General features: G+C 48.1%; 23 protein-coding genes, 1 other RNA gene and 1 other annotated feature. Of the genes, 21 read left to right on the forward strand and 3 right to left on the reverse strand.

The annotated features are described in order from the left end of the window. Positions 1 to 7: 7 nt before the first annotated feature. The gene (gene spoVB / locus OQ477_RS01680; protein ID WP_007408188.1) at positions 8 to 1,564 is read right to left on the reverse strand and encodes a stage V sporulation protein B; all 1,557 of its coding nucleotides are present in this window, start codon (positions 1,562 to 1,564) and stop codon (positions 8 to 10) included. Positions 1,565 to 1,679: 115 nt separating this feature from the next. Here spoVB and OQ477_RS01685 point away from each other — a divergent pair, with 115 nt between their 5' ends. The 8 genes from OQ477_RS01685 to dtd all read left to right on the forward strand — a co-directional run bounded on the left by OQ477_RS01685 (position 1,680) and on the right by dtd (position 11,003). Next, positions 1,680 to 1,976 (forward strand): post-transcriptional regulator, encoded by a 297-nt coding sequence (locus tag OQ477_RS01685; RefSeq protein ID WP_003152702.1) that lies wholly within the window; start codon positions 1,680 to 1,682, stop codon positions 1,974 to 1,976. Positions 1,977 to 2,012: 36 nt separating this feature from the next. Beyond that, positions 2,013 to 4,232, forward strand: a complete 2,220-nt coding sequence (secDF, locus tag OQ477_RS01690) for a protein translocase subunit SecDF (RefSeq protein WP_265971188.1) — start codon at positions 2,013 to 2,015, stop codon at positions 4,230 to 4,232. Positions 4,233 to 4,363: 131 nt separating this feature from the next. After that, on the forward strand, positions 4,364 to 4,861 hold the full coding sequence (locus OQ477_RS01695; RefSeq protein WP_101670095.1) for a cation:proton antiporter regulatory subunit: 498 nt from the start codon (positions 4,364 to 4,366) through the stop codon (positions 4,859 to 4,861). Between the two features lie 63 nt (positions 4,862 to 4,924). Next, on the forward strand, positions 4,925 to 5,251 hold the full coding sequence (locus OQ477_RS01700; RefSeq protein WP_014418528.1) for a LapA family protein: 327 nt from the start codon (positions 4,925 to 4,927) through the stop codon (positions 5,249 to 5,251). Positions 5,252 to 5,306: 55 nt separating this feature from the next. Then, the gene (gene recJ / locus OQ477_RS01705; RefSeq protein ID WP_265971189.1) at positions 5,307 to 7,667 is read left to right on the forward strand and encodes a single-stranded-DNA-specific exonuclease RecJ; all 2,361 of its coding nucleotides are present in this window, start codon (positions 5,307 to 5,309) and stop codon (positions 7,665 to 7,667) included. Between the two features lie 5 nt (positions 7,668 to 7,672). Next, positions 7,673 to 8,185: an adenine phosphoribosyltransferase gene (locus tag OQ477_RS01710; RefSeq protein ID WP_003152714.1), complete on the forward strand. Its 513-nt coding sequence runs from the start codon at positions 7,673 to 7,675 to the stop codon at positions 8,183 to 8,185. A 157-nt stretch (positions 8,186 to 8,342) separates the two neighbouring features. Next, positions 8,343 to 10,547: a GTP diphosphokinase gene (gene relA, locus OQ477_RS01715; RefSeq protein ID WP_003152716.1), complete on the forward strand. Its 2,205-nt coding sequence runs from the start codon at positions 8,343 to 8,345 to the stop codon at positions 10,545 to 10,547. Positions 10,548 to 10,559: 12 nt separating this feature from the next. Then, positions 10,560 to 11,003 carry a D-aminoacyl-tRNA deacylase gene (dtd, locus tag OQ477_RS01720; RefSeq protein WP_007408194.1) on the forward strand — a complete coding sequence of 148 codons (444 nt, stop codon included), beginning with the start codon at positions 10,560 to 10,562 and terminating at the stop codon, positions 11,001 to 11,003. Between the two features lie 26 nt (positions 11,004 to 11,029). Here the strand turns inward: dtd and OQ477_RS01725 are convergent, their stop codons facing one another. Continuing rightward, positions 11,030 to 12,592: an SH3 domain-containing protein gene (locus OQ477_RS01725; protein WP_265971190.1), complete on the reverse strand. Its 1,563-nt coding sequence runs from the start codon at positions 12,590 to 12,592 to the stop codon at positions 11,030 to 11,032. A 130-nt stretch (positions 12,593 to 12,722) separates the two neighbouring features. Between OQ477_RS01725 and OQ477_RS01730 the strand changes: the two genes are divergently transcribed. The 5 genes from OQ477_RS01730 to OQ477_RS01750 all read left to right on the forward strand — a co-directional run bounded on the left by OQ477_RS01730 (position 12,723) and on the right by OQ477_RS01750 (position 17,407). Then, on the forward strand, positions 12,723 to 12,893 hold the full coding sequence (locus tag OQ477_RS01730) for a YrzK family protein (RefSeq protein ID WP_003152722.1): 171 nt from the start codon (positions 12,723 to 12,725) through the stop codon (positions 12,891 to 12,893). Between the two features lie 60 nt (positions 12,894 to 12,953). Further along, positions 12,954 to 13,186 (forward strand) — a binding site (T-box leader). A 63-nt stretch (positions 13,187 to 13,249) separates the two neighbouring features. Beyond that, positions 13,250 to 14,524: a histidine--tRNA ligase gene (gene hisS, locus OQ477_RS01735; RefSeq protein WP_224182143.1), complete on the forward strand. Its 1,275-nt coding sequence runs from the start codon at positions 13,250 to 13,252 to the stop codon at positions 14,522 to 14,524. A 14-nt stretch (positions 14,525 to 14,538) separates the two neighbouring features. After that, positions 14,539 to 16,317: an aspartate--tRNA ligase gene (gene aspS, locus OQ477_RS01740; protein ID WP_007408199.1), complete on the forward strand. Its 1,779-nt coding sequence runs from the start codon at positions 14,539 to 14,541 to the stop codon at positions 16,315 to 16,317. Positions 16,318 to 16,379: 62 nt separating this feature from the next. Beyond that, positions 16,380 to 16,571, forward strand: a non-coding RNA gene (gene ssrS / locus OQ477_RS01745) — 6S RNA. Positions 16,572 to 16,642: 71 nt separating this feature from the next. Beyond that, positions 16,643 to 17,407, forward strand: a complete 765-nt coding sequence (locus tag OQ477_RS01750) for a ThiF family adenylyltransferase (RefSeq protein WP_012118080.1) — start codon at positions 16,643 to 16,645, stop codon at positions 17,405 to 17,407. A gap of 115 nt (positions 17,408 to 17,522) precedes the next feature. Here OQ477_RS01750 and OQ477_RS01755 read toward each other — a convergent pair whose 3' ends face one another. After that, entirely contained in the window at positions 17,523 to 18,791 is a 1,269-nt protein-coding gene (locus tag OQ477_RS01755) for a replication-associated recombination protein A (RefSeq protein ID WP_029326053.1), read from the reverse strand. 194 nt (positions 18,792 to 18,985) lie between these two features. Here OQ477_RS01755 and cymR point away from each other — a divergent pair, with 194 nt between their 5' ends. The 8 genes from cymR to OQ477_RS01795 all read left to right on the forward strand — a co-directional run bounded on the left by cymR (position 18,986) and on the right by OQ477_RS01795 (position 25,751). Next, a complete protein-coding gene (gene cymR / locus OQ477_RS01760) occupies positions 18,986 to 19,402 on the forward strand; it encodes a cysteine metabolism transcriptional regulator CymR (RefSeq protein WP_003152730.1) in 417 nt (138 codons plus the stop codon). An 18-nt stretch (positions 19,403 to 19,420) separates the two neighbouring features. Beyond that, positions 19,421 to 20,560, forward strand: a complete 1,140-nt coding sequence (locus tag OQ477_RS01765; RefSeq protein ID WP_265971193.1) for a cysteine desulfurase family protein — start codon at positions 19,421 to 19,423, stop codon at positions 20,558 to 20,560. A 36-nt stretch (positions 20,561 to 20,596) separates the two neighbouring features. Then, positions 20,597 to 21,712, forward strand: a complete 1,116-nt coding sequence (mnmA, locus tag OQ477_RS01770; protein WP_012118077.1) for a tRNA 2-thiouridine(34) synthase MnmA — start codon at positions 20,597 to 20,599, stop codon at positions 21,710 to 21,712. 87 nt (positions 21,713 to 21,799) lie between these two features. Next, positions 21,800 to 22,420 (forward strand): tetratricopeptide repeat protein, encoded by a 621-nt coding sequence (locus tag OQ477_RS01775; RefSeq protein ID WP_265972401.1) that lies wholly within the window; start codon positions 21,800 to 21,802, stop codon positions 22,418 to 22,420. An 18-nt stretch (positions 22,421 to 22,438) separates the two neighbouring features. Continuing rightward, a complete protein-coding gene (locus OQ477_RS01780; RefSeq protein WP_017418224.1) occupies positions 22,439 to 24,817 on the forward strand; it encodes an ATP-dependent RecD-like DNA helicase in 2,379 nt (792 codons plus the stop codon). 118 nt (positions 24,818 to 24,935) lie between these two features. Then, on the forward strand, positions 24,936 to 25,394 hold the full coding sequence (locus OQ477_RS01785; protein ID WP_025649674.1) for a PRC-barrel domain-containing protein: 459 nt from the start codon (positions 24,936 to 24,938) through the stop codon (positions 25,392 to 25,394). A 12-nt stretch (positions 25,395 to 25,406) separates the two neighbouring features. After that, entirely contained in the window at positions 25,407 to 25,598 is a 192-nt protein-coding gene (locus OQ477_RS01790) for a hypothetical protein (RefSeq protein ID WP_003152738.1), read from the forward strand. Between the two features lie 21 nt (positions 25,599 to 25,619). After that, complete coding sequence (locus OQ477_RS01795) at positions 25,620 to 25,751, forward strand: YrzQ family protein (protein ID WP_003152741.1); 132 nt, start codon at positions 25,620 to 25,622, stop codon at positions 25,749 to 25,751. Positions 25,752 to 25,776 lie beyond the last annotated feature (25 nt).

The raw sequence follows: 25,776 nt of genomic DNA on the forward strand, positions 1-25,776 counted from the left end.
ATGGGTTTTACCGCGTCACGAACTTGCCGATGACCGGAATCCGGATCAGCTCTTCCCTTTTAATCAGCCTGAATAACAGAAGAAGCGCTATGTACAAAATCGCGGTCATTGCAATCCAGCCTGTGAGATTAACAGCCTCTGACCCTGAAAAATGAACGGCGTGTTTGATGATGCGGCTGACATAACCGCAAATGAATATGACGGCAAAACAGAGCGCGTATTCTTTTATTTTAATGCTGATCGGAAGCACCTTGCTTACGGTGGCCGCATGCAGCAGGGTGACAAGGACCATCCCCGTTACAATCGCAAGTGCGGCGCCCATGATGCCCAAGGAAGGCCTGGTCGCCAAAACAAAAATCAGGCCGGTTTTGACAGCGGCGCCGATAAAACTGTTCATCATGGCGGCCCCGGCTAAATTGAGAGCCTGCAGCACCGCCTGAAGGGGCCCCTGAAAATAGTAAAGCAGAAAAAACGGCGCCATCACTTTAACAAATACCGCCGCATTAGTTGATCCGTACATGACGGACATCAGTTCATCAGCGAAAGAGAATAAAATAACCACCGAAATGCCTCCGCTTAAAAGACACAGCCTCATCGCCTGTTCCAGACGGTATTCGACAACTTGCAGCTTTTTTTGCTCCATCCCTTCACTAATCGCAGGAACAAGCGCCGTTGACAGAGAATAGGTTATAAAGCTGGGCAGCGTCAAAACCGTCATGGCAAATCCGGTCAGCTCCCCGTACTGGCTGGTGGCGGCAGCGGTGGCCACTCCTGCAATCGCAAGGCTCTGCGCGACGACAATAGGTTCAAAAAACCAAGATAAATTTCCGATGAAGCGGCTTCCGGTTGTCGGGAGCGACACGCTCATCAGCTGGCGGAAGGTTTCTTTTCCATTTGCAATCGACTTGAAAAATTGTTTTCTGATTCTGATTGTTTTATTTGCTTTAAAACAAATGAATAAATAAATAAGAGAGGCAAGCTCCCCGATGACAGACGAAATCATGGCTCCGGCTGCGGCATATTCAATCCCGTACGGCAGAAACACCGTCGTGCAGACTGCGACAAGTGAAATCCGCACGATCTGCTCAAGCACTTGGGAAAACGCCAGCGGGTTCATATTCTGCCTTCCCTGAAAGTAACCGCGCAGCACGCTGGAGATCGCGATAATCGGCACGACGGGCGTAATCGCCAGAAGCGGGTAAACCGTGCGCTGATCCGTCAGCATCGTTTCGGACATAATCGGCGCAAAGCATAAAAACAGCGGCGTGAAGATGAGACTTAATATCCCGGTGACGGTAAGCGACATCACTAAAATGTGTTTCATTTTCTGCCGGTCCCCCCGTGCGCTTGCTTCAGCGACAAGTTTGCTGATGGCAACGGGGAGGCCGAATTGTGTCAAAGTGGTGGCCAAGAAAAATGTCGGGGCAGCCATCATGTATAAACCGACCCCTTCTTCACCGATAAACCGGGCGATAACCACCCGGTTGACAAAGCCGAGCATTCTCGTAATCATCCCGGCTGCGATGAGAATAAGAGTGCCCCTTAAAAAAGTCTGTTTTGCCATTTTATAAACCCCTGCCTTCTCAAACTACCTGGAATCATATACAATAAAGATATGCGCCGATGTCGTCCGAGCATGACAAGTCTTCGAGAAAAATGGAAAAAGGAGCGAGCGCCCAGTGGAGAAACATCCCGCCGAAATGTACAAAGATCATTTGCGGCCTTTCTTGTACAGTAAACTTGAAGAGTTCAAAATCCTCGGATACGATGATGTTGAGCACGAGAGTTTATGGTCATACTTAATACATAAAAAGTGGAAACAGAAAAAGGAACTGCCGCTGCATGAATTGGCCGGCAATATTTTATCAGTTAAAATTGGCGATTTTATGAACTATGCAACCGTCGAAGCTTTTAAGTCGTCTAATTGGCTGGAAAGCGATGAGGGTCAGGAAGCTTTAGATGAACTGCTGAGATAATGATTTGACGGCATAGGTTTAAGGAGGAAATACATAATGAAAAAAGGACGCTTGATTGCGTTTTTCCTGATCGTATTATTGATCGGCACAGGGCTGGGGTATTTTACAAAACCGGCTGCCAATAATATTACGTTAGGATTGGATTTACGCGGCGGGTTTGAAGTTCTGTACGATGTGCAGCCCGTCAAAAAAGGCGATAAAATCACAAAAGACGTGCTCGTCAGCACGGTGCAGGCGCTGAACCGCCGGGCTAACGTTCTCGGCGTAAGCGAGCCGAACATTCAGATTGAAGGAAATAACCGCATCCGCGTACAGCTGGCGGGCGTCACGAATCAGAACAGGGCGCGCGAAATTCTGTCAACGGAAGCGCAGCTCTCGTTCAGGGATACGAATGATAAAGAGCTTTTAAACGGCTCTGATCTCGTGGAAAACGGCGCGAAGCAAACCTTTGATCCGACGACGAACGAACCGATTGTCAGCGTTAAGCTGAAGGATGCGGATAAGTTCGGAGAAGTGACGAAAAAAGTCAAGAAAATGGCGCCTAATAATCAGCTTGTGATCTGGCTTGATTACCAAAAAGGCGATTCATTTAAAAAAGAAGTCGGCAAAAAACATCCGAAATATGTATCCGCTCCGAATGTGAGCCAGGAATTAAACACGAAGGATGTCACGATTGAAGGTCAATTCACCGTTCAAAAAGCGAAGGACTTGGCCAATATTTTAAACGCGGGCGCGCTGCCTGTGAAACTGACCGAAAAATACTCTACTTCAGTAGGGGCGCAATTCGGACAGCAGGCTTTGCATGATACGGTAGAGGCCGGCATCATCGGGATTGCACTTGTTTTCTTATTTATGCTGCTTTATTACAGACTGCCTGGACTCATAGCGATAATTACGCTTTCTGTGTACGTGTATATTACGCTTCAAGTGTTTGACTGGATGCAGGCGGTGCTGACGCTTCCGGGTATTGCGGCGCTCATTTTGGGTGTCGGGATGGCGGTTGATGCCAACATCATCACCTATGAACGGATAAAAGAAGAACTGAAACTCGGCAAATCCGTCCGCTCAGCTTTCCGTTCAGGGAACAGACGGTCATTCGCGACGATTTTCGATGCGAACATCACAACGATCATCGCAGCGGTCGTGCTCTTTATTTTCGGGACAAGCTCTGTAAAAGGGTTTGCGACGATGCTGATTCTGTCAATTCTGACAAGCTTTATTACAGCTGTCTTCCTTTCAAGATTCCTGCTCTCCCTTCTCGTGGAAAGCAGATGGCTTGACCGGAAAAAAGGCTGGTTCGGCGTCAAGAAAAAACATATTATGGACATTCAAAAGACCGACGAAAATACTGAACCGCATACGTCATTCCAGAAATGGAATTTCACGAGCAAGCGAAAATATTTCTTTATTTTCTCAAGCGCTGTAACCATTGCGGGAATTATCATCTTACTGGTCTTTAAGCTCAACCTGGGAATCGATTTTGCAAGCGGTGCGCGGATTGACGTGCAGAGCAATCATGCATTGACGGCGCAGCAGGTTGAAAAAGACTTTGACTCTCTCGGCATGGAGCCGGAAAACATCGTGCTTTCTGGTAAAGAGAACCATGTTGCCGCGGCTCGGTTTGTCGGAGAGCCGTCTAAAGAAAAAATCGCTGAAATCAAAACGTACTTTAAGGACAAATACGGATCTGAACCGAACGTCAGCACGGTATCGCCGACAGTCGGAAAAGAACTGGCCCGTAATGCCTTATATGCTGTCGCCATTGCATCAATCGGCATCATTATTTACGTGTCAATTCGTTTCGAGTACAGAATGGCTGTCGCCGCAATTGTATCCCTGCTGTATGACGCTTTCTTTATCATCGCGTTTTTCAGCATTACCAGGCTGGAGGTCGATGTCACCTTTATCGCTGCTATTCTCACCATAATCGGTTACTCGATAAATGATACGATCGTTACATTTGACCGGATACGTGAGCAGATGAAAAAACGTAAGCCGAAGTCATTTGCCGATCTGGAACATATCGTGAATCTGAGCTTGCAGCAAACCTTTACACGTTCGATCAATACGGTCTTGACCGTTGTGATTGTTGTCGTCGTGCTGCTCATTTTGGGCTCATCGTCAATTACAAACTTCTCCGTCGCCTTATTGGTCGGTTTATTGACGGGCGTTTATTCCTCTCTTTACATCGCCGCGCAGCTGTGGCTTGTATGGAAAGGTAAAGAATTTAAAGGGAAAAAATCAATCGAAGAGTAAAATGGGAACAGGCTGTCTTGCAGAAGGCAGCCTGTTTTTTCAGGCCGCATTGAACTTAAAACCTGCATTTGCTATAATGACATACGCTTACATAATCAATCATCATTGTAAAAACATGTAGGAGGGTTCTTATGAACGTTCGTGAGTCGGAGCTTCCGGGCATCGGCCAGAAAGTAGAAGTCATTACGAAAAATCACGATAAAATCAGTATTATTCTTCATGATGACGGCAGAAAAGAGCTCTATTACTTCGATGAGAATGATCATGACGAATGCTTGGCATCCGTTGAATTTAACGACGAAGAGGCGAGGCAGATTTCCGCTATTTTAGGCGGGATGACGTATAAGCCGAAAGCGCTGGAATCTGTGGAAGTCGCGCTTGATGACCTCGTCATTGAGTGGTTTAAAGCCGAATCTCATGCACCGGCTGTCAGCCGTACAATCGGAGATTTGGAGACCAAGAAACATTACAACGTCCAGATTATTGCGATCGTAAAGAAAAACCGGCAAAAACAGCTGAGCCCCGGCATTGATACCGTAATTGAAGCAGGGGACACCCTCGTCATATCGGGAGAAAGAAGCGGACTGAAAAAGCTGGTCCGCGAGCAGTTAACGGCGCGGATTTCCTGAGACCGGGGTTTACTCCCGGGAAAATGGGGGAAAAGATAAGAATGAACAATTGGGGGCAGACGCATGAATAAACAATGGACTATTATATTCGCTTTACTATTTACTTTGATTGTCGCCATCTTTGCTGTCATTAACGTGCGGGCGGTTGAGGTTGATTATCTGTTCGGAACCGCTGAATGGCCGCTGATTTTAGTCATTTTAGGCTCTGTGTTAATGGGAGCGCTGATCGTGTTTTCAGCCGGTATCTTTCAAGTGATGAAACTGAAGCGCGAAATTAAAATGCTGCGGAAAGAAAACAGGTCCGCAGGTGAATTGACGGCTGATTCGGACGGCCAAAAAACAGCCGCGCCGCCGGAAGAAATGCTTGAAGAGAAAAAAGGATCAGAATAACATTTGAAACCCCTCAGTCCGCTCTAGTATAATAGGGTGGTTGAGGGGTGAATTTATGTTAGCGTCAAAAATGCGCTGGGAAATCCAGCAGCCGGATCAGGAAAAAGTCAAATCACTCACAGAACAATTGGACATAACACCTCTTGTGGCATCACTGCTTGTAAAAAGAGGTTTTGATACTGCCGAAAGCGCAAGGCTGTTTTTACATACAAAGGATGCAGACTTTTATGACCCGTATGAATTAAAGGGAATGCGGGAAGCAGTTGATCGGATAAAACTGGCGGTTTCTCAAGGGGAACCGATTATGATTTACGGAGATTACGATGCAGACGGCGTTACAAGCACGTCGGTGATGCTGACGGCACTCAGACAGCTGTCGGCGGACGTTGAATTTTATATTCCCGACCGTTTCACAGAAGGCTACGGCCCGAATGAACAAGCTTTCCGCTCCATAAAAGAGCGGGGATTTTCGCTGATCATTACAGTGGATACGGGAATCGCCGCCGTCCATGAAGCTGAAGTCGCAAAAGAGCTGGGCTTAGACGTCATTATTACCGACCACCATGAGCCGGGACCCGAGCTTCCTGACGTATTTGCGATCATCCACCCGAAGCAGCCGGGCTGCGGCTATCCGTTTAAAGAATTGGCCGGCGTCGGTGTGGCGTTTAAGCTTGCCCACGCGCTTACGGGTTCTTTGCCGGAAGCTATGCTGGACTTGGCGGCAATCGGTACGGTTGCAGATCTGGTGCCTCTTCATGATGAAAACAGATTAATTGCGTCACTCGGGATCGAAAGGCTTCGGACGACAAATCGGCCGGGCCTCAAAGCTCTGATTAAGCTTTCCGGCGGAGATATCGGACAAGCTGATGAGGAAACGATCGGATTTCAGGTCGCACCGAGGCTCAATGCCGTCGGAAGAATAGAACAGGCCGATCCCGCCGTGCACCTGCTGATGACTGAAGATCAGTTTGAAGCGGAGGAACTGGCTTCGGATATTGACCGGCTGAATAAAGAGCGGCAGAAAATGGTGAAAACCATGACCGAAGAGGCTGTTGAAATGGTTCAGCAGCAAGGCGGAAACCCGTCTGCCATTGTAGTGGCAAAAGCCGGCTGGAATCCGGGAGTCGTCGGTATTGTCGCATCGAAGCTGGCTGAACGTTTTTACCGGCCCGCTGTTGTGCTTGGGATAGATGAGGAGCAGGGAATCGCTAAAGGGTCGGCGCGAAGCATCAGAGGCTTCAACCTTTTTACGAGCCTTTCACAGTGCAGAGACATTCTTCCTCATTTCGGGGGGCATCCGATGGCGGCGGGAATGACGTTGAAGGCTGAAGATGTGGCGGAATTAAGGGACAGGCTGAATCAAATGGCTGAAGAAACCCTTACGGAAGAGGATTTTATACCCGTTCAGGAGGTTGATCTTGTCTGCGGCGTAGAAGACATAACCGTTGAAAGCATTACAGAATTGAATATGCTGTCGCCGTTCGGCATGCTTAACCCTAAACCGCATGTGATGGTGAAAAATGCCGTGCTTGATGATGTGCGCCTGATCGGAGCGAATAAAAACCACGTGAAAATGACGGTGAAAAGTGATTCCGCCGTCCTTGACTGCGTCGGCTTTAACAAAGGAGAGCTTGAAGCCGGAGTTGTCCCCGGATCAACGATTTCCATTGTCGGCGAGATGTCCATTAATGAATGGAACAACAGAAAGAAGCCCCAGCTGATGATTAAAGATGCTGCGGTGCCGGAATGGCAGCTTTTTGATATCAGGGGCAAGCGGACGTGGGAAGACACGGTCACCGCGCTGCCGAAGGAAAAACGGGTGCTCATCAGCTTTAACGAAAAAACCGCTCAGAAGCTCCGTGAAAAAGAGCTGTCGGGCGAGCTGGCCGGGATCACTTCGGAATCCGAGGCGGAAGCTCTCCAGCTTGACGGAAAATATGCCGTTTTTCTGGATGTGCCGCCGTCAGCGGATCGTCTGCAGCATTTGCTTGACGGAAAGAAGCCGGAACGGATTTATTTTGTTTTTATCAATCATGAAGAACATTTCCTGTCCTCATTTCCATCGCGGAATGATTTCAAGTGGTTTTACGCATTTCTCTTGAAAAGGGGCGCTTTTGACTTCGGCAAGCATGGTTCAGAGCTTGCGAGACACAGAGGATGGTCAATTGACACAATCAATTTCATGACAAAGGTGTTTTTTGATCTCGGTTTTGTTAAAATAGAAGATGGTGTGCTGTCTGTCGTGAGCGGCGCGAAAAAACGCGACCTGGCAGATTCGCAAACCTATCAGGTAAAACAGCAGCTGATGGAATTAGACCAGAAGCTCAATTATTCCGCAGCCCATGAGCTGAAGGAATGGCTGAATAAGCTGATGAACCAAGGTTCAGAAGCTTATGAAAGTACGAGGAGGACATAGAACAGATGGATCTTAAAAAATACGTAACAATTGTGCCCGATTACCCGAAAGAAGGCGTACAATTTAAAGATATTACGACATTGATGGACAAAGGCGACGTATACCGTTACGCCACTGACCAAATTGTTGAATATGCAAAAGAAAAAGAAATTGATTTAGTTGTCGGGCCTGAAGCGCGCGGCTTTATTATCGGCTGTCCGGTTGCATACGCTCTCGGAGTCGGCTTTGCGCCGGTTCGGAAAGAAGGAAAACTTCCGCGTGAGGTCATTAAAGTCGATTACGGTTTGGAGTACGGAAAAGACGTACTGACAATTCATAAAGATGCGATTCTGCCGGGACAGCGCGTGCTGATTACTGATGACTTGCTTGCAACAGGCGGCACGATCGAAGCAACGATTAAGCTAGTCGAAGAACTGGGCGGCGTCGTAGCCGGTATTGCGTTCTTAATCGAGCTTTCTTACCTTGACGGCAGAGACAAGCTTGACGATTACGATATTTTAACATTAATGAAATATTAACCGCATATGGAAAAAAGCACTCGTGTCAGGGTGCTTTTTTCCTATTATTTCATCATCCTGACAGATTCTTTAGGTGTTTTGAACTTCTGCCCTTTACATCTCTCGTTTTTTTCTTGATAATAAACTAATACAGTTTACATTTAAAAAAGGTGATTCCATGGCGAACGAACAAGTATTGACTGCCGAGCAAGTAATAGATAAAGCGCGCACTTATCTGCCGGAGGAGCAGATTGCGTTTGTTGAGAAAGCTTACCTGTATGCGCAAAACGCGCATCGCGAACAGTACCGCAAATCAGGTGAGCCGTACATCATTCATCCGATTCAGGTGGCGGGAATCCTCGTCGATCTGGAAATGGACCCTTCCACAATTGCGGGCGGATTTCTGCATGACGTGGTAGAGGACACGGATGTCACCCTCGACGACCTGAAGGAAGCATTTTCTGAAGAAGTGGCGATGCTTGTCGACGGCGTGACGAAGCTCGGTAAAATTAAGTATAAATCTCAAGAGGAGCAGCAGGCGGAAAACCATCGAAAAATGTTTGTCGCTATGGCTCAGGATATCAGAGTCATATTGATCAAGCTGGCGGATCGCCTTCACAATATGCGGACGTTAAAGCATCTTCCGCAGGAAAAGCAGCGGAGAATTTCAAACGAAACGCTGGAAATTTTCGCTCCGCTGGCCCATCGGCTCGGGATTTCTAAAATCAAATGGGAGCTTGAAGACACCGCTCTCCGTTATTTGAATCCTCAGCAATATTACAGAATCGTCAACCTCATGAAGAAAAAGCGCGCGGAACGCGAACTTTATGTCGAAGAGGTTGTCAATGAAGTGAAAAAACGCGTCGAAGAAGTGAATATCAAAGCGGACTTTTCAGGCCGTCCGAAGCACATCTACAGCATTTACCGCAAGATGGCGCTGCAAAATAAACAGTTCAATGAAATATATGATCTGCTCGCTGTCCGTATTCTTGTCGGAAGCATTAAAGACTGCTACGCCGTACTCGGCATTATTCATACGTGCTGGAAGCCGATGCCGGGCAGATTCAAAGATTATATTGCGATGCCTAAGCCGAATATGTATCAGTCGCTGCATACGACCGTAATCGGGCCTAAAGGCGATCCGCTGGAAGTGCAGATCAGAACGTTTGAGATGCATGAGATCGCTGAATACGGGGTGGCCGCACACTGGGCATATAAAGAAGGCAAGGCTGCAAACGAAGAAGCGACATTTGAGAAAAAACTGTCCTGGTTCCGTGAAATTCTTGAATTCCAAAACGAGTCTACCGATGCGGAAGAATTTATGGAATCGCTGAAAATCGATCTGTTTTCTGACATGGTATACGTATTTACGCCAAAAGGCGATGTCATTGAACTGCCGTCAGGCTCTGTGCCGATTGATTTTTCCTACAGAATCCACTCGGAGATCGGCAACAAAACAATCGGGGCGAAAGTGAACGGAAAAATGGTGACGCTTGACCATAAGCTCCGGACGGGCGACATCGTCGAGATTCTGACGTCCAAGCATTCATACGGTCCGAGTCAAGACTGGGTCAAACTGGCGCAGACGTCCCAGGCGAAACACAAAATCCGCCAATTCTTTAAGAAACAGCGCCGTGAAGAAAACGTCGAAAAAGGCCGTGAGCTTGTCGAGAAAGAAATTAAAAATCTTGATTTTGAAGTGAAAGATGTTTTAACACTCGAAAATCTTCAAAAAGTTGCCGACAAGTTCAATTTCTCAAATGAAGAGGATATGTACGCGGCGGTCGGGTATAACGGCATTACCGCTCTTCAGGTGGCCAACAGGCTCACCGAAAAAGAACGGAAGCTGCGTGACCAGGAAGAGCAGGAAAAAATCGTTCAGGAAGTCACTTCCGAGCCGAAACATTATCCGCAAGGGAGAAAACGGGAAGCGGGTGTGCGCGTAAAAGGCATTGACAACCTTCTCGTCCGCTTGTCGAAATGCTGCAACCCGGTGCCGGGCGACCATATCGTCGGTTTTATTACAAAAGGGCGCGGTGTATCCGTTCACCGGGATGACTGTCCGAACGTCAAAACGAATGAAGCGCAGGAACGTTTGATCCCCGTTGAATGGGAGCATGAATCACAGGTTCAAAGACGCAAAGAATATAACGTTGAGATTGAGATTTTGGGGTATGACCGTCTCGGGCTTTTAAATGAGGTGCTCCAAGCCGTAAATGAGACGAAAACCAACATCTCCTCTGTCTCCGGCAAATCCGACCGCAATAAAGTCGCTACGATTCATATGGCGATTTTTATTCAAAACATCAATCATCTGCACAAAGTGGTCGAGCGGATTAAGCAGATCAGAGACATCTATTCAGTCCGGCGGGTAATGAACTAAAAGGAGCTTGCTATGAAATTAGTTGTTCAGCGTGTAACAGAAGCAAGTGTGACGGTTGACGGCGCTGTCGCCGGCCGGATCGGACCCGGCATTATGGCGCTTGTCGGCATCACTCATGAAGATACAGAAGAAGATGCCGCTTACTTGGCGGATAAAATCGTGAATCTCCGGATTTTTGACGATGAAAGCGGCAAGATGAATTTATCGCTTTTGGATACGGGCGGGGAGATTTTATCCGTTTCCCAGTTTACGCTTTACGGCGAAACGAAGAAAGGGAGACGCCCGAATTTTATGAATGCGGCTAAACCGGATCAGGCAGTGCTCCTTTATGAAAAGTGGAACGAGCTCCTTCGGGAAAAAGGAGTCAAAGTGGAAACCGGAATATTCGGAGCCATGATGGATGTTCAGCTGACGAATTCCGGGCCGATTACATTGATTATGGATTCTAAACAATAAAAAAAGCTGCCGTTCGGCAGCTTTTTTTATGATTGAAAATAATGTTCCAATCCGCTTTCAATTCCGTCTGTCACTTTTTCCTGGTAAGAGCCGCTATGTATGATTGTTTCTTCTTGCGGTTGACTGAGATAGCCGAGCTCATACAGCATGGCAGGCCGTTTATTTTCCCTCAGGACGTAATAATCTCCAAACAGAACGCCGCGATCCGGGATAGGGGAACGCTTCACTACTTCAGAATGGACGTCTGAGGCAAGCTGGCGATCCTTAGACGGACTGTAATAATAAGCCGTGCTTCCCCGCGTTGACGTATCGGCATAGCTGTCATAGTGAATGCTGATAAAGGCATCCGCATTCCGGTAATGAGAGGTTGAAACCCTGGCCTGCAGGCTGATAAAAGTATCATCCTGTCTGGTGATATACACGTTTGCACCGGATGCCCGCAATTTTTGGGCCAGCAGCTTAGCGGTTTTAATGGTTACGTTTTTTTCAAACTTTCCGGAGTAGCCGATCGTTCCGCTGTCTTTTCCTCCGTGTCCGGGATCAACGACAATCGTTTTGTTTTTAAGTGAGCCGCTGCCGCCTGACGTGTTAGGAGAAGGTGCTTCACCTGTTTCCTCACCGCTTTTTGACGTTTGTACGACCCAGTTTGCCACATATGCGGTTTGTCCGTTTTCAAGCTTGACTTCATACCATTTGCCGCTTGAGCCGACAATCGGGTAGGCTGCGCCTTTATCTGCTCTTTTTACGATAGAAGCGGAAGTCGAGGCCGAGCTCCTTAAGTTGGTGCCGCCGTAAACAATATACGCTTTTTTCGAGGAGCTTGAGCCCGCAGAACCGTCTCCCCAGCCGGATGCGCTGTCCGATGAGTCAGAATCCTTTATGATGTAGTGGCTTGCTGCCCAGCCTTTTTGCCCGTTTGCTTCAATTTTCAGCCAGCCGTGGTCTTCACTTATGATGGAAACCTTTGTTCCGCGTGATAATTTAGTCATAATCGCTGAATCATGTGATGCTGCACTTCTGACATTCAATGAAGAAACGCCGACCGTCCCGTTTTTTGACCCGCTTCGGGCCGAAGTTGCTTTCGTATCCGATCCGCCGCTGTCCGCGGTGACGTATTCGGAAGAAACCCATCCGGTTGTGCCTTGATAAGAAATGTTCACCCATCCGCTGTTCTTGTCCAGCACGGATGCATGTGCGCCTTGCGGAAGTTTGCCGATGACTTCATAAGATGTCCCCGGGCCTTTTCTGATGCGGAGGTCAGGATCGGTCGAAGTGACCGTTCCGCTTGTTGCGGATGAATTGTCTGCTCCCCCGGCTGTTTTTGATATCAGCCAGGAAACGACCCATCCGGTTTTACCGGGGCTCAGCTGAAGCTGCACCCAGTCTCCCTCTTCTTTAGCGATCGGGTATCTTTCCCCTTTTTTTACTTCAGCCTTAATTCCATAGCTCAGGCCGGGACCGCCTCTGACATTGATCTTGTCTGTCGCGATGACCGCTTCTCCCTCTGCGGCGATTGCGGTGTGGAATGACGGAAGAAGCGCTGTGATGATGACGCCGCATAAAATAAGAGCAAGAGTTCTCTTCTTCATGGCTGTCCTCCTTTCTGAACTAACTAAAATACATTCTTGTATAATATCGTATTTTCCTTGCTGAATGTTAAATAAAAATAAAATGGTTTGTTTATACTAGTCATAAATACAGCGAAAAGGTGTGCAAATCATGAAATATCAACCAAAAATGGGACGCGCGCTGCACGATGCGGAAGGAAATCTGCACTTCAGTGATCAGAGCGACAGAGAAAAGGCGGGGTTTCTTGAAGAGACGGCGACGGAGTTCGGTCTCTTATCGAAAGAAGCGGTCGCAAGGAAAAACAGACGGAATAAAACTTGACAGGGGAGTGCAATCCCATTATTATAATAGAAATTGATGTACATAAGTCATGATAACGATTTTGAACCGATAATGGAGAAGAGTAGGTCAGAATGCATGGAGAAGAGAGGAACCGCCCCGGGCTGAAAGCGGATCCGCACTGCATCTTTCTCGAAACAACACTCCGGAGGTTCCCTGCTGAACGCTTTTGCAAGTCATTAGGCAGCGGACGTGAACCTGCGTTAAAGGTCAGAGCGGGGATGCTTCGGCATTCCAACTAGGGTGGCACCACGGGTATAACTCTCGTCCCTACTATACATGTATAGTAGGAGCGGGAGTTTTTTTATTTGAAGAAAGACATTAAGGAGGCCTGTAACATGGCATATCACATTCCGAGAGGCACACAGGACATACTGCCGGGTGAATCAGACAGATGGCAGTTCGTCGAACAAATTATGAGGGAGACGTGCCGCACTTATCAATATAAAGAAATCCGCACGCCGATTTTCGAGCATACGGAATTGTTCGCAAGAGGCGTCGGTGAGTCTACAGATATCGTGCAGAAAGAAATGTACACGTTTGAAGACCGTAAAGGGAGAAGCCTGACGCTTCGGCCGGAAGGAACAGCTGCCGCAGTCCGTGCGTTCAATGAAAATAAATTATTTGCGAACCCGGTGCAGCCGACGAAACTTTATTATGTCGGACCGATGTTCCGTTACGAACGTCCGCAGACGGGGCGTTTCCGCCAATTCTATCAATTCGGAATTGAAGCGATCGGCTCCAAAGATCCGGCCGTGGATGCAGAAGTCATTGCGCTTGCGATGAGTATTTACCGTAAAGCCGGTTTGAAACATGTCAAGCTTGTGCTGAACAGCCTTGGTGACCAGGAGAGCCGCAAATTCTACCGGGAAGCGCTCGTCAAACATTTTGAACCGCGCATCGGAGAATTTTGCTCAGACTGCCAGTCGCGCCTGCACACAAACCCGCTCAGAATTCTTGACTGCAAGAAAGACAGAGAGCATGAACTGATGAAAACGGCTCCGTCCATTCTTGATTACTTAAATGAAGAATCAGCCGCTTATTTTGAGAAAGTAAAACAATACTTAAACGATCTCGGCATCCCGTTCGAAATAGATCCGAACCTTGTCAGAGGGCTTGATTATTATAACCATACCGCTTTTGAAATTATGAGCAATGCCGAAGGATTCGGAGCGATTACAACACTTGCCGGCGGGGGCCGCTATGACGGGCTTGTTGAACAGATCGGCGGACCTGAAGCGCCGGGTATCGGATTTGCGATGAGCATCGAACGTCTGCTGGCAGCCATTGACGCTGAGAAAACAGAGCTTCCCGTCAATCAGGGGATTGACTGCTACATCGTGACGCTCGGAGAAAAAGCGAAGGATTATTCCGTTTCCCTCGTGTACAAACTGAGAGAAGCGGGCATCTCAAGTGAAATCGATTATGAAAATAAAAAGATGAAGGGCCAATTCAAAACGGCTGACCGTCTCGGCGCACGTTTTATTGCGATTTTAGGGGAAGATGAGCTTGCTCAGAATAAAATCAATGTAAAAGATGCGGAAACAGGAGAGCAGCGTGAAGTGGTGTTAGACGAGCTGATACAAGTGTTAAAGGCAGATCAAAAGCAGTGAAGGAGAGGAACGCTATGTTTGGAAGAACATATTATTGTGGCGAGATAACTGAAAAAGCGATTGGCGAAACCGTCAAACTGAAAGGGTGGGTGCAGAAGCGGCGCGATCTCGGCGGCTTGATTTTCATTGATTTGCGTGACCGCTCGGGTATTGTACAAGTCGTGTTCAACCCTGACGTATCGAAGGAAGCCCTTGCCGCAGCGGAAGCAATCAGAAACGAATATGTGCTTGATATCGAAGGCACGGTTTCTGCCCGTGAAGAAGGCACGGTGAATCCCAACCTGAAAACCGGTAAAATTGAAATCAAAGCTGAAGCGGTGACGGTGCTCAGTACGGCGAAAACGCCTCCGTTTCCGATCAGTGACCAGGCGGCTGACGTTTCTGAAGATGTCCGGTTAAAACACCGCTATTTGGATTTGCGCCGCCCGGCGATGTTTCAAACATTGCAAATGCGCCATCAAGTCACAAAATCCATCCGCCATTTCTTGGATGAAAACGGATTTCTTGATATTGAAACACCGATTTTAACAAAAAGCTCTCCCGAAGGCGCCCGTGATTACTTAGTGCCGAGCCGGGTGCATGAAGGAGAATTTTACGCCCTTCCGCAATCTCCGCAGATTTTTAAACAGCTTCTGATGGTGTCGGGCTTTGAACGGTATTATCAAGTGGCCCGCTGCTTCCGCGATGAAGACTTGCGTGCCGACCGCCAGCCGGAATTTACGCAGATTGATATTGAAATGTCCTTTATGAGTCAAGAAGACATCATGGCTCTGGCGGAAGAGATGATGGCGAAAGTCATGCTCGAAACAAAAGGTGTTGAAGTACCGCTGCCGCTTCCGCGAATGACATATGAAGAAGCGATGAACAGCTACGGTTCCGACAAGCCCGACACCCGCTTCGGCATGCTGCTGACGGACGTGTCAGACATAGTGAAAGATACTGAATTTAAGGTGTTCTCATCAGCCGTGGCAAACGGCGGCGTTGTAAAAGCGATCAATGTCAAAGGCGCTGCCGGCGACTATTCCAGAAAAGATATCGACGCGCTCGGCGTTTTTGCCGGAAATTACGGCGCGAAAGGTCTCGCTTGGGTGAAAGTTGAAGCTGACGGCGTAAAAGGCCCGATTGCGAAATTCTTTGATGAAGAGAAGCAGGCAAAACTGGCTGAAGCGCTTGATGCTTCTGAAGGCGATCTGCTCCTGTTCGGCGCTGATAAGTTTGAGGTTGTGGCTCAATCCCTCGGCGCGCTTCGCTTAAAGCTCGGCAAAGAACGCGGCCTGATTGACGAAAGCCTCTTCAACTTCCTGTGGGTTGTGGACTGGCCGTTACTGGAGCATGACGAGGAAGAAGGCCGTTTCTATGCGGCTCACCACCCGTTTACAATGCCTGTCCGTGAAGATCTTGACCTGATTGAAACGGCGCCTGAAGATATGAAAGCGCAGGCTTACGACCTCGTCTTAAACGGCTATGAACTCGGCGGAGGCTCAATCCGTATTTTTGAAAAAGACGTTCAGGAAAAAATGTTCGGGCTTCTCGGCTTTACAAAAGAAGAAGCGGAGGAGGAGTTCGGATACCTTCTCGAAGCCTTTGAATACGGCGCACCTCCGCACGGCGGAATCGCGCTCGGCTTAGACCGTTTGGTTATGCTTCTCGCGGGCCGCACAAACTTAAGAGATACGATCGCTTTCCCGAAAACGGCAAGCGCAAGCTGCCTTCTTACGGAAGCGCCCGGCGAAGTGAGCGACGCCCAGCTTGAAGAACTTCACCTTTCTGTCAAAAGAAAAGTGAAACAGTAAAGATCAGCAGTTTGTTTCTTGAAAATCAAAATCTGCTGTGATATGATTTTGACAAGTTAAATAAAGTCCTGATGTGTTAGTTGTACACCTAGTTTTGACCGAACATTTTTTTGATTTGGGAGCCCGTATTTTTAAATGGCGTACATGCCTCTTTTCATTCGTTAAGAGGACTTACAAGATTTAAAAAAGGGCACCCACCTGCTGAGAGCGGGTTCAAAACGAAGGAAAGCTGCAACGGCACAATTGGGACTTTATTTTTTGTGCGCTAAAACCAGCGGCTTTTTGACAAGCCGAGTTTATAAAACCAGAATGTGGAGTGAGGTTCTTGTTACATCAGTTTTCCAGAAATGAGCTAGCGATTGGAAAAGAAGGGCTGGACACGTTAAAAAACAGCACGGTGGCCGTTCTCGGCGTCGGCGGAGTCGGTTCATTCGCAGCCGAAGCATTGGCAAGGTCCGGAGTGGGGCGGATCGTGCTTGTCGATAAAGATGATGTTGACATTACAAACGTAAACCGCCAGCTGCATGCGCTCTTGTCGACGGTGGGACAGCCGAAAACAGACTTGATGAAAGCGCGGATCGCGGATATTAATCCGGATTGCGATGTCGTCGCCTTAAAAATGTTTTATACAGAAGAGACATATGAGCAGTTCTTTGAGTATCCGCTTGATTACGTCATTGACGCGTCGGATACGATTCATTATAAAATTCATCTGATGAAAGAATGTCTGAAACGGAACGTCCCGCTGATTTCAAGCATGGGAGCGGCGAATAAAACAGACCCGACACGCTTTCAGATTGCTGATATTTCAAAAACCCATACCGATCCGATTGCCAAAGTCGTCCGCACAAGGCTTCGCAAAGAGGGCATTAAAAAAGGCGTACAGGTCATTTTTTCTGATGAAAGCCCGATCGTCATCCGTGAAGACGTCAGAAAAGAAGTCGGGAATGATGAAGCGAAAATCCGCAAAGCGCAAATGCCGCCGTCTTCCAACGCCTGGGTTCCGTCAGTGGCCGGTCTGATTATGGGCGGACATGTTGTCATGGAGCTCTTAAAGGACATCGACATTAAACGGGTTAAAGATAAATAAAAAGAAAAACAGCCTTCTTCAGGAAAGGCTGTTTTTTTATTTGAATCCGCCGTTTACACGAAAGATTTTGGCTGGTATCAAAAAAGACAAGAACACATAGGGTGTCCTTGTCCGGTTATTTTTTCTGCTTCATCAGTTTTTCATACACTTGCTTTATGGCGGCTTCAAATTTCCCCGTTTGTTTCGGTTTATAGTATTGCTTGTTTTTTAACGGATCGGGCAAATATTGCTGTTCGACCCATCCGTTTTCGAAATCGTGAGGATATTGATAGCCGATCCCGCGTCCGAGCTCTTGGGCCCCTTTATAGTGGGCGTCTTTTAAATGTTTCGGCACATCGCCGATTTTACCCGTCCTGATGTCTTTGAGAGCCTCATCAACGGCTGAGATGGCGGAGTTTGATTTTGGCGAGAGGCATAATTCGATTACCGCATTGGCCAGCGGAATTCTCGCTTCCGGAAAGCCGATCCGTTCTGCGGTCTGAATCGCGCTCAGCACCCGGGGGCCTGCCTGCGGGCTTGCGAGGCCGATATCTTCATAGGCGATCACGAGAAGCCTTCTTGATATGCTTTCAAGATCGCCGGCTTCGATCAGACGGGCCAGATAATGAAGGGCGGCGTTTGCGTCCGAGCCTCGGATCGATTTTTGGAAGGCGGATAAGACGTCATAATGCGCATCGCCGTTTTTATCATGAGTATAGCTTTTTTTCTGCAGACATTCTTCCGCTGTTTCCCGTGTAATCCGGACCGTGCCGTCGCTTGATTCCTTTGTGGAGAGCACGGCAAGCTCCAGTGCGTTCAAAGCGGAGCGGACGTCTCCCCCGCACCCTTGTGCGAAATGATCCATCGCGTCGTCGTCCACCGAAACGCTGTAAGAACCGAGTCCCCGGTGTTCATCTGTGAGCGCTCTTTTCAATGCCTGCTTGATCAGATCGGGTGTTAACGGTTCAAGCTCAAATATCTGGGTCCGGCTTCTGATGGCCGGGTTAATGGCATGATAAGGGTTGGCGGTTGTCGCGCCGATTAAAATAATCATGCCGTTTTCTAAATAGGGCAGCAGAAAATCCTGCTTTCCCTTATCAAGCCTGTGCACTTCGTCAAGGATTAAAATGACCTGGCCTGACATTTTCGCTTCCTGTACGACAATCTCCATGTCTTTTTTATTATGAATGACGGCATTCAATTTCCTGAATGCGATGCTTGTCGATCCTGCGATCGCTGTGGCGATGGATGTTTTTCCGATGCCCGGCGGTCCGTACAGGATCATGGATGATAAGTGCTTTGCACGCACCATTCTGCCGATGATTTTATCTTCTTTGACCAAATGTTCCTGGCCGATAATGTCTTCGATATTGGCAGGCCGCATCCGATACGCCAGTGGTTTCATGTACATCTCTCCTTACATATACAGGGTAACGGAAAACGGACGATTAGAAAAGCGAATTGCGGCGGGCCCCGTGTTTCAATGAAAATTAGGATAAGTTATGTTATAATAACAGTTGGTCTATAAGATACTAAACAGATTATTCATATCCATTTACTTGTATAAATTAACAATTAGAATTGACTGGGGTGTTCATATTGAAAATATCGACAAAGGGAAGATACGGGCTCACCATTATGATTGAATTGGCGAAAAAGCACGGAGACGGTCCGACGTCGCTCAAAAGCATCGCCCAAACAAACAGCCTTTCTGAGCATTACTTGGAACAGCTTGTATCACCGCTCAGAAACGCCGGACTCGTAAAAAGCATCAGAGGCGCTTACGGGGGTTACGTGCTCGGGGGCCAGCCTGAAGAGATAACGGCCGGAGATATTATCAGAGTGCTGGAAGGGCCGATCAGCCCGGTAGAAGTGCTTGAGGATGAAGAGCCTGCCAAGCGGGAGTTATGGATCCGCATCCGCGACGCTGTAAAAGACGTGCTGGACAGCACGACGTTAGAAGACCTTGCGAGCTACACGGACGGCGAGCAGGAAGCTTATATGTTCTATATTTAAACCAGAGGTGTATAGACAATGGAACGGATTTATTTAGATCATGCCGCGACTTCCCCGATGGATGAGCGTGTGCTCGAAGAGATGAAGCCCCATTTCTTCGGCAGTTTCGGCAACCCGTCAAGCATTCATTCATTCGGGAGAGAATCCCGGAAATGGGTCGATGAAGCGAGAGCGGACATCGCGCGCGAAATCAGTGCGAAAGAACAGGAAATTATTTTCACAAGCGGCGGCACGGAGGCTGATAATTTAGCGATTTTCGGAACGGCTGCCGCCCGGAAGAATGAAGGAAAGCATATCATTACGACCGCTGTTGAGCATCATGCTGTGTTGCACGCCTGCGAAAAGCTGGAAGAAGACGGCTTTGAGGTGACATACCTTATCCCCGGCCCTTCAGGACGGATCAGTGCAAATCAGGTGAAAGAAGCGCTCCGTGATGATACAATCCTTGTTACCGTCATGTATGGCAATAACGAAGTCGGAACCATTCAGCCGATTGACGAAATCGGAGAGCTGTTAAGCGGGCATCAGGCCTATTTTCACACAGATGCCGTCCAGGCATTCGGTTATATGCCGATTGACGTGAAAAAAAGCAGAATTGACATGCTGTCTGTTTCCGGTCACAAGCTTAACGGGCCTAAAGGGACAGGCTTTTTATATGTAAATCAAGAGGTGAAGCTGTCACCGATTCTTCTCGGGGGAGAGCAGGAACGAAAGCGCCGCGCGGGGACGGAAAATGTACCGGGCATCGCCGGCTTAAAAGAAGCGGTCGTCCTTTCAAACCGTGAGAGGGAAGAGAAAACAGCGAAGTATAAGGAGTTTAAGAACATCATCATGAGCACGCTGGAAAAATCCTGCGTAACAGCGGAGGTGAACGGAGATGCCGAGAAATGCCTGCCTCATATTTTAAACCTTTACTTTCCCGGTGTGCCGGTGGAAGCGCTGCTGGTCAATCTTGACATGGAAGGCATTGCCGTCTCCAGCGGATCTGCTTGTACAGCGGGATCCGTTCTTCCGTCCCATGTGCTTACGGCCATGTTCGGAAGTGAGAGCGGCAGGCTGACTTCGTCAATCCGCCTCAGCTTCGGCCTCGGCAATACGGTGGAACAAATCGAAACAGCCGCCGAAAAGCTTGCCGCCGTCGTTAAACGGCTTGCTTAAAACGGCGGACTTACGTTTTTAATGGAGTGAATGCAAATGGAAAAACGGCCGGAGGATACAAGAGTCGTAGTCGGCATGTCCGGCGGCGTGGACTCTTCCGTGGCGGCCCTTCTGCTGAAGGAGCAGGGCTACGATGTAATCGGAATCTTTATGAAAAACTGGGATGATACGGACGAAAACGGTTTTTGCACGGCGACGGAAGATTATGAAGACGTCATCCGGGTCTGCAACCAGATCGGAATTCCGTATTATGCCGTCAATTTTGAAAAGCAATATTGGGAAAAGGTATTTCAATATTTCCTTGATGAATATAAAGCCGGAAGAACCCCCAATCCGGATGTCATGTGCAATAAAGAAATTAAGTTTAAGGCTTTCTTGGATCATGCTCTGTCACTCGGCGCTGATTATCTTGCGACGGGCCATTACGCCCGCGTGGACAGAAGCGCAGGTACAGTGCGCATGCTCCGCGGCCTGGATGAAAACAAGGACCAGACTTATTTTCTGAATCAGCTCAATCAGGAACAGCTCAGCAAAGTCATGTTCCCGATCGGTGATCTGCAAAAAAGCCGCGTACGGGAAATCGCCAAAGAAGCGGAACTTGCGACAGCTGCGAAAAAAGACAGCACGGGAATCTGCTTTATCGGCGAACGCAACTTCAAAACGTTTCTCAGCCAATATCTCCCCGCTCAGCCGGGCGATATGATGACAATGGACGGAGAAGTAAAAGGGCGTCATGACGGTCTGATGTATTATACAATCGGACAGCGCCACGGTCTTGGAATCGGCGGAAGCGGCGAGCCGTGGTTCGCCGTCGGTAAAGATCTTGAAAAAAACATTCTGTATGTTGATCAAGGATTCCATAATCCGCTTCTGTATTCCGATAAGATCACGGCGACAAATGTCAGCTGGACGCGTCCCGGTCTGATGGACGGCGGCGAAATGACATGCACGGCGAAATTCCGCTACCGTCAGGAAGATCACAAAGTAACGGTGAAAATGACGGGTGATGATGAAGCGGAAGTCATTTTTGACGGGCAGGTACGCGCCGTTACGCCGGGACAAGCCGTCGTTTTTTATGACGGAGAAGAGTGCCTCGGCGGCGGAACGATAGACGACGTTTATAAAGACGGAACAAAACTGTGGTACGTATAACACATGTAAAAAACCTCAACTCGCATGTTGGGGTTTTTTAGCGAAAGGAAGTTAAAAATGGATTATAATAAAATCGGGATTGACGCCATGCAGGAGGGCGATTTTGAAAAAGCGGCAGAGGCCTTTACGAAAGCGATTGAGGAAAACGGGCAAGATCCGGTGCCGTATATCAACTTCGCAAATCTGCTTTCTTCTGTGAACGAACTCGAACGGGCGCTTGCATTCTATAACAGAGCGCTCGAATTGGACAATTCGGCGGCAGCCGCTTATTACGGTGCGGGAAACGTATATGTGATGAAAGAATCGTTTCCCGAAGCGAAGGATATGTTTGAAAAAGCGCTTCGCTCCGGAATGGAAAACGGAGATTTGTTTTATATGCTGGGGACCGTTCTCGTTAAATTAGAGCGGCCGAAGCTTGCACTGCCGTATTTGCAGCGTGCCGTTGAATTAAACGAAAATGACACGGAAGCACGCTTCCAGTTCGGAATGTGCCTCGCAAATGAAGAAATGCTGGATGAAGCTCTGGCGCAGTTTGAGACGGTGATCGAGCAGGACCCAAGCCACGCGGACGCATTTTATAATGCCGGAGTCGCTTACGCGTACAAAGAAAATCGTGAAAAGGCGCTTGAGATGCTGGAAGGCGCAATCGGCATACAGCCTGATCATATGCTTGCGCTTCATGCGAAACAGCTTATCACCCAGTCATAACAAAAGGAGGGAAGGCTCGTGGATCAGCTGAACATCGAAGAACAGCCGTATGTAAAAGGCGTCATTCATACGGTCATTTATCATAATGACACCAACCTGTATACAGTGCTGAAAGTCAAAGTTGCAGAAACGTCTGAGGCGATCGAAGACAAGGTCGTATCCGTAACGGGCTACTTCCCTCTGCTGCAAGAAGATGAGACCTACACATTTTACGGAAAAACCGCCACGCATCCTAAGTTCGGCCTGCAATTTCAGGCTGAACACTTTAAAAAAGAAATTCCGACCACAAAAGAAGGGATCATTCACTACTTATCAAGTGATCTGTTTGAAGGAATCGGAAAAAAAACGGCGGAAGAAATCGTCAAAAAGCTCGGAGACGGCGCGCTCAATAAAATTTTGACGGATGCGTCGGTGCTTTACGATGTGCCGAAAATGTCGAAAAAGAAAGCGGATAAGCTTGCCGGAGAGCTGCAGCGGCATCAGGGGCTTGAGCAGATTATGATCTCTCTGAACCAATACGGTTTCGGGCCCCAGCTATCAATGAAAATATATCAGGCCTACGAAACGGAAACCCTGGAGAAAATTCAGGAAAATCCTTATCAGCTTGTAAAAGACGTTGAAGGCATCGGCTTTGTGAAAGCTGACGAGCTGGGCGGAAAAATGGGTCTGTCAGGAAACCACCCGGAGCGGATCAAAGCGGCAATCTTATATACGATTGAATCGACCTGTCTTTCAGAAGGCCATACGTACATAGAGACAAAGCAGCTGATTATCAATACGCAAACGCTTCTGAATCAGTCAGCTGAAGGCGGCCGCGTCACGGAAATGGATGCGGCTGACGGCATCATCGCCCTCGGGGAGAGTAAGGATATCGTCATTGAAGGAGAACGCTGCTATTTTCCGTCCTTGTTTTACGCGGAACAAAATGTCGCAAAACGCGTGCTCGACATTGCGGCTCAGACGGAGTATGCCGATCAATTTCCTGAATCGGAATTTCTGCTTGCGCTCGGTGAACTGGAAGAACGGATGAATGTTCAATACGCACCAAGCCAAAAGGATGCCATTCAAAAAGCGCTGTCTTCACCCATGCTTTTACTGACCGGAGGACCTGGGACGGGGAAAACGACCGTTATTAAAGGAATCGTGGAATTATACAGTGAACTGCACGGAGTATCGCTTGACCCCGGTGATTATAAAAAAGACGAGACGTTCCCGGTGCTGCTTGCCGCGCCGACGGGAAGAGCCGCAAAACGGATGAGCGAATCTACGGGTCTGCCGGCTGTTACGATTCACAGGCTGCTCGGCTGGAATGGCGCTGAAGGCTTTACCTACAATGAAGATCAGCCGATTGAAGGGAAACTGATCATTATAGACGAAGCGAGTATGCTCGATATCTGGCTCGCCAGCCATTTGTTTAAGGCGCTTCCTAAGCACATTCAGCTCATTGTCGTCGGTGATGAAGACCAGCTTCCTTCAGTAGGACCGGGGCAGGTGCTGAGAGACCTTTTGGCTTCTGAGGTGCTGCCGACCGTGCGCCTGACAGATATTTACCGTCAGGCTGAAGGATCATCCATTGTGGAACTTGCGCATGATATGAAAAAAGGACTACTTCCAAAGGGGCTGACCGCGCCGACTAAGGACCGCTCATTTATCCGCTGTAATTCTTCACAGATTAAAGAAGTCGTGGATCAGGTCGTCTCGAACGCGTTAAAAAAGGGGTATACCTCCAGGGATATTCAAGTGCTTGCCCCGATGTACAGGGGAAAAGCGGGAATTAACGAGCTGAATATGCTTCTTCAAGACATCATGAATCCGCCGAAAGAAAAAAGGCGGGAGCTGAAATTCGGTGATGTCGTCTACAGGACGGGCGATAAAATATTGCAGCTTGTCAACCAGCCGGAAAACAATGTGTTTAACGGCGATATCGGCGAAATCGTGTCCATTTTTTATGCCAAAGAAAATACGGAAAAAGAAGACATGGTCGTCGTCTCGTTTGACGGCAACGAAATCACCTTTACGAAAAAGGATTTCAGCCAGTTTACCCACGCTTACTGCTGTTCCATTCATAAGTCGCAGGGAAGCGAATTCCCGATTGTCGTCCTGCCTGTCGTCAAAGGCTACTATCGAATGCTCAGGAGAAATCTGCTTTATACCGCCATAACAAGAGCGAAAAAATTTCTGATTCTTTGCGGAGAAGAAGAAGCGCTTGAATGGGGCGTCAAAAACAATGATGCCACCGTCAGACAGACGTCGCTTAAAAACAGGCTCACAGAGCAGACTGAAGAGATGGATGCGGAACTGGCCGCCCTGCAAAAAGAGCTGCCGTTCAGTGTATATGATGCGAACATCGGAATGGAAGGTATCACGCCGTTTGACTTTATGGAAGAAAAAGCGTAAATAAAACCCGGAGCATAAACATGCGCCGGGTTTTCGCCTGTGGAAGTCATTTCAAAGTATGCTGCCCGGCTTCTTGGCAAAACCTATACGTGTTCAACAAAAGGTGGTTGATCACACTTTGAGAACATGCCATGCAGCTGAAGGACGAACAGTATATGACGAAAACACCGGGCGCAGTCTCGGGATGATATCGGATGTATGTTTCTCTCTGGACGGCCGGTTTCTCGGTTTCGTGCTGGAGCAGAAACGCCTGTTTCACAACCGCCATCTTTTTTTAGAGGCAAGTGATATAAAAGAGATGGAACAAGAAGCCGTAGCTGCCGGTCATGCTCATTTGCAGCCTTTGCCGAAGAGCTGTTTCACCTTTGAACAGATTAAAATGCAGCCGGTGAAATCGCCCGATGGTGAAATGTTCGGTTTGCTGGAAGATGTATACTTTTGTTTGGACAGGGGCATAATCGTAGCATATGAACTCTCGGACGGCTTCTTTTCAGATCTGGCTGGCAGACGCCAAGTGCGCCGCGCCGCCGATACGCTTATTGAAGCGGGGAAAGAAGGCATCGTCCTGAACGGATAAGAGGTGTAGTCTGTGCTTGTATGTCCGAACTGCAAAAGTAAAGATATCGGCAAAATCGGCGTAAACCAATACTATTGTTGGGGCTGCTTCATTGAGCTGACGGTGGCCAAAGGCAAAATTGCGACACATCAAGTAGAGGAAGACGGCACGTTAAGCAGTCTTGATGATTTGTTTTCTGAAGACGAACGCAGTATCAATTTTTAAAGTTGAAAGGAGATACGCGCGATGGGCAGAACAATGACCTCTCTGTTGGCTTTAGGAGCTGGAGCCGTTATGTATCGTATGGCTTCTCAGTCCGATATGCTGAATAAAAAAGGTATGAAACGGATGAGAAGACGAGTCATGAAAATGTTTTAAGCAGAAAAAAGGATACTTCTCCGGA

The organism is Bacillus sp. ChL18, assembly GCF_026241425.1.
Classification (GTDB): domain Bacteria; phylum Bacillota; class Bacilli; order Bacillales; family Bacillaceae; genus Bacillus; species Bacillus velezensis.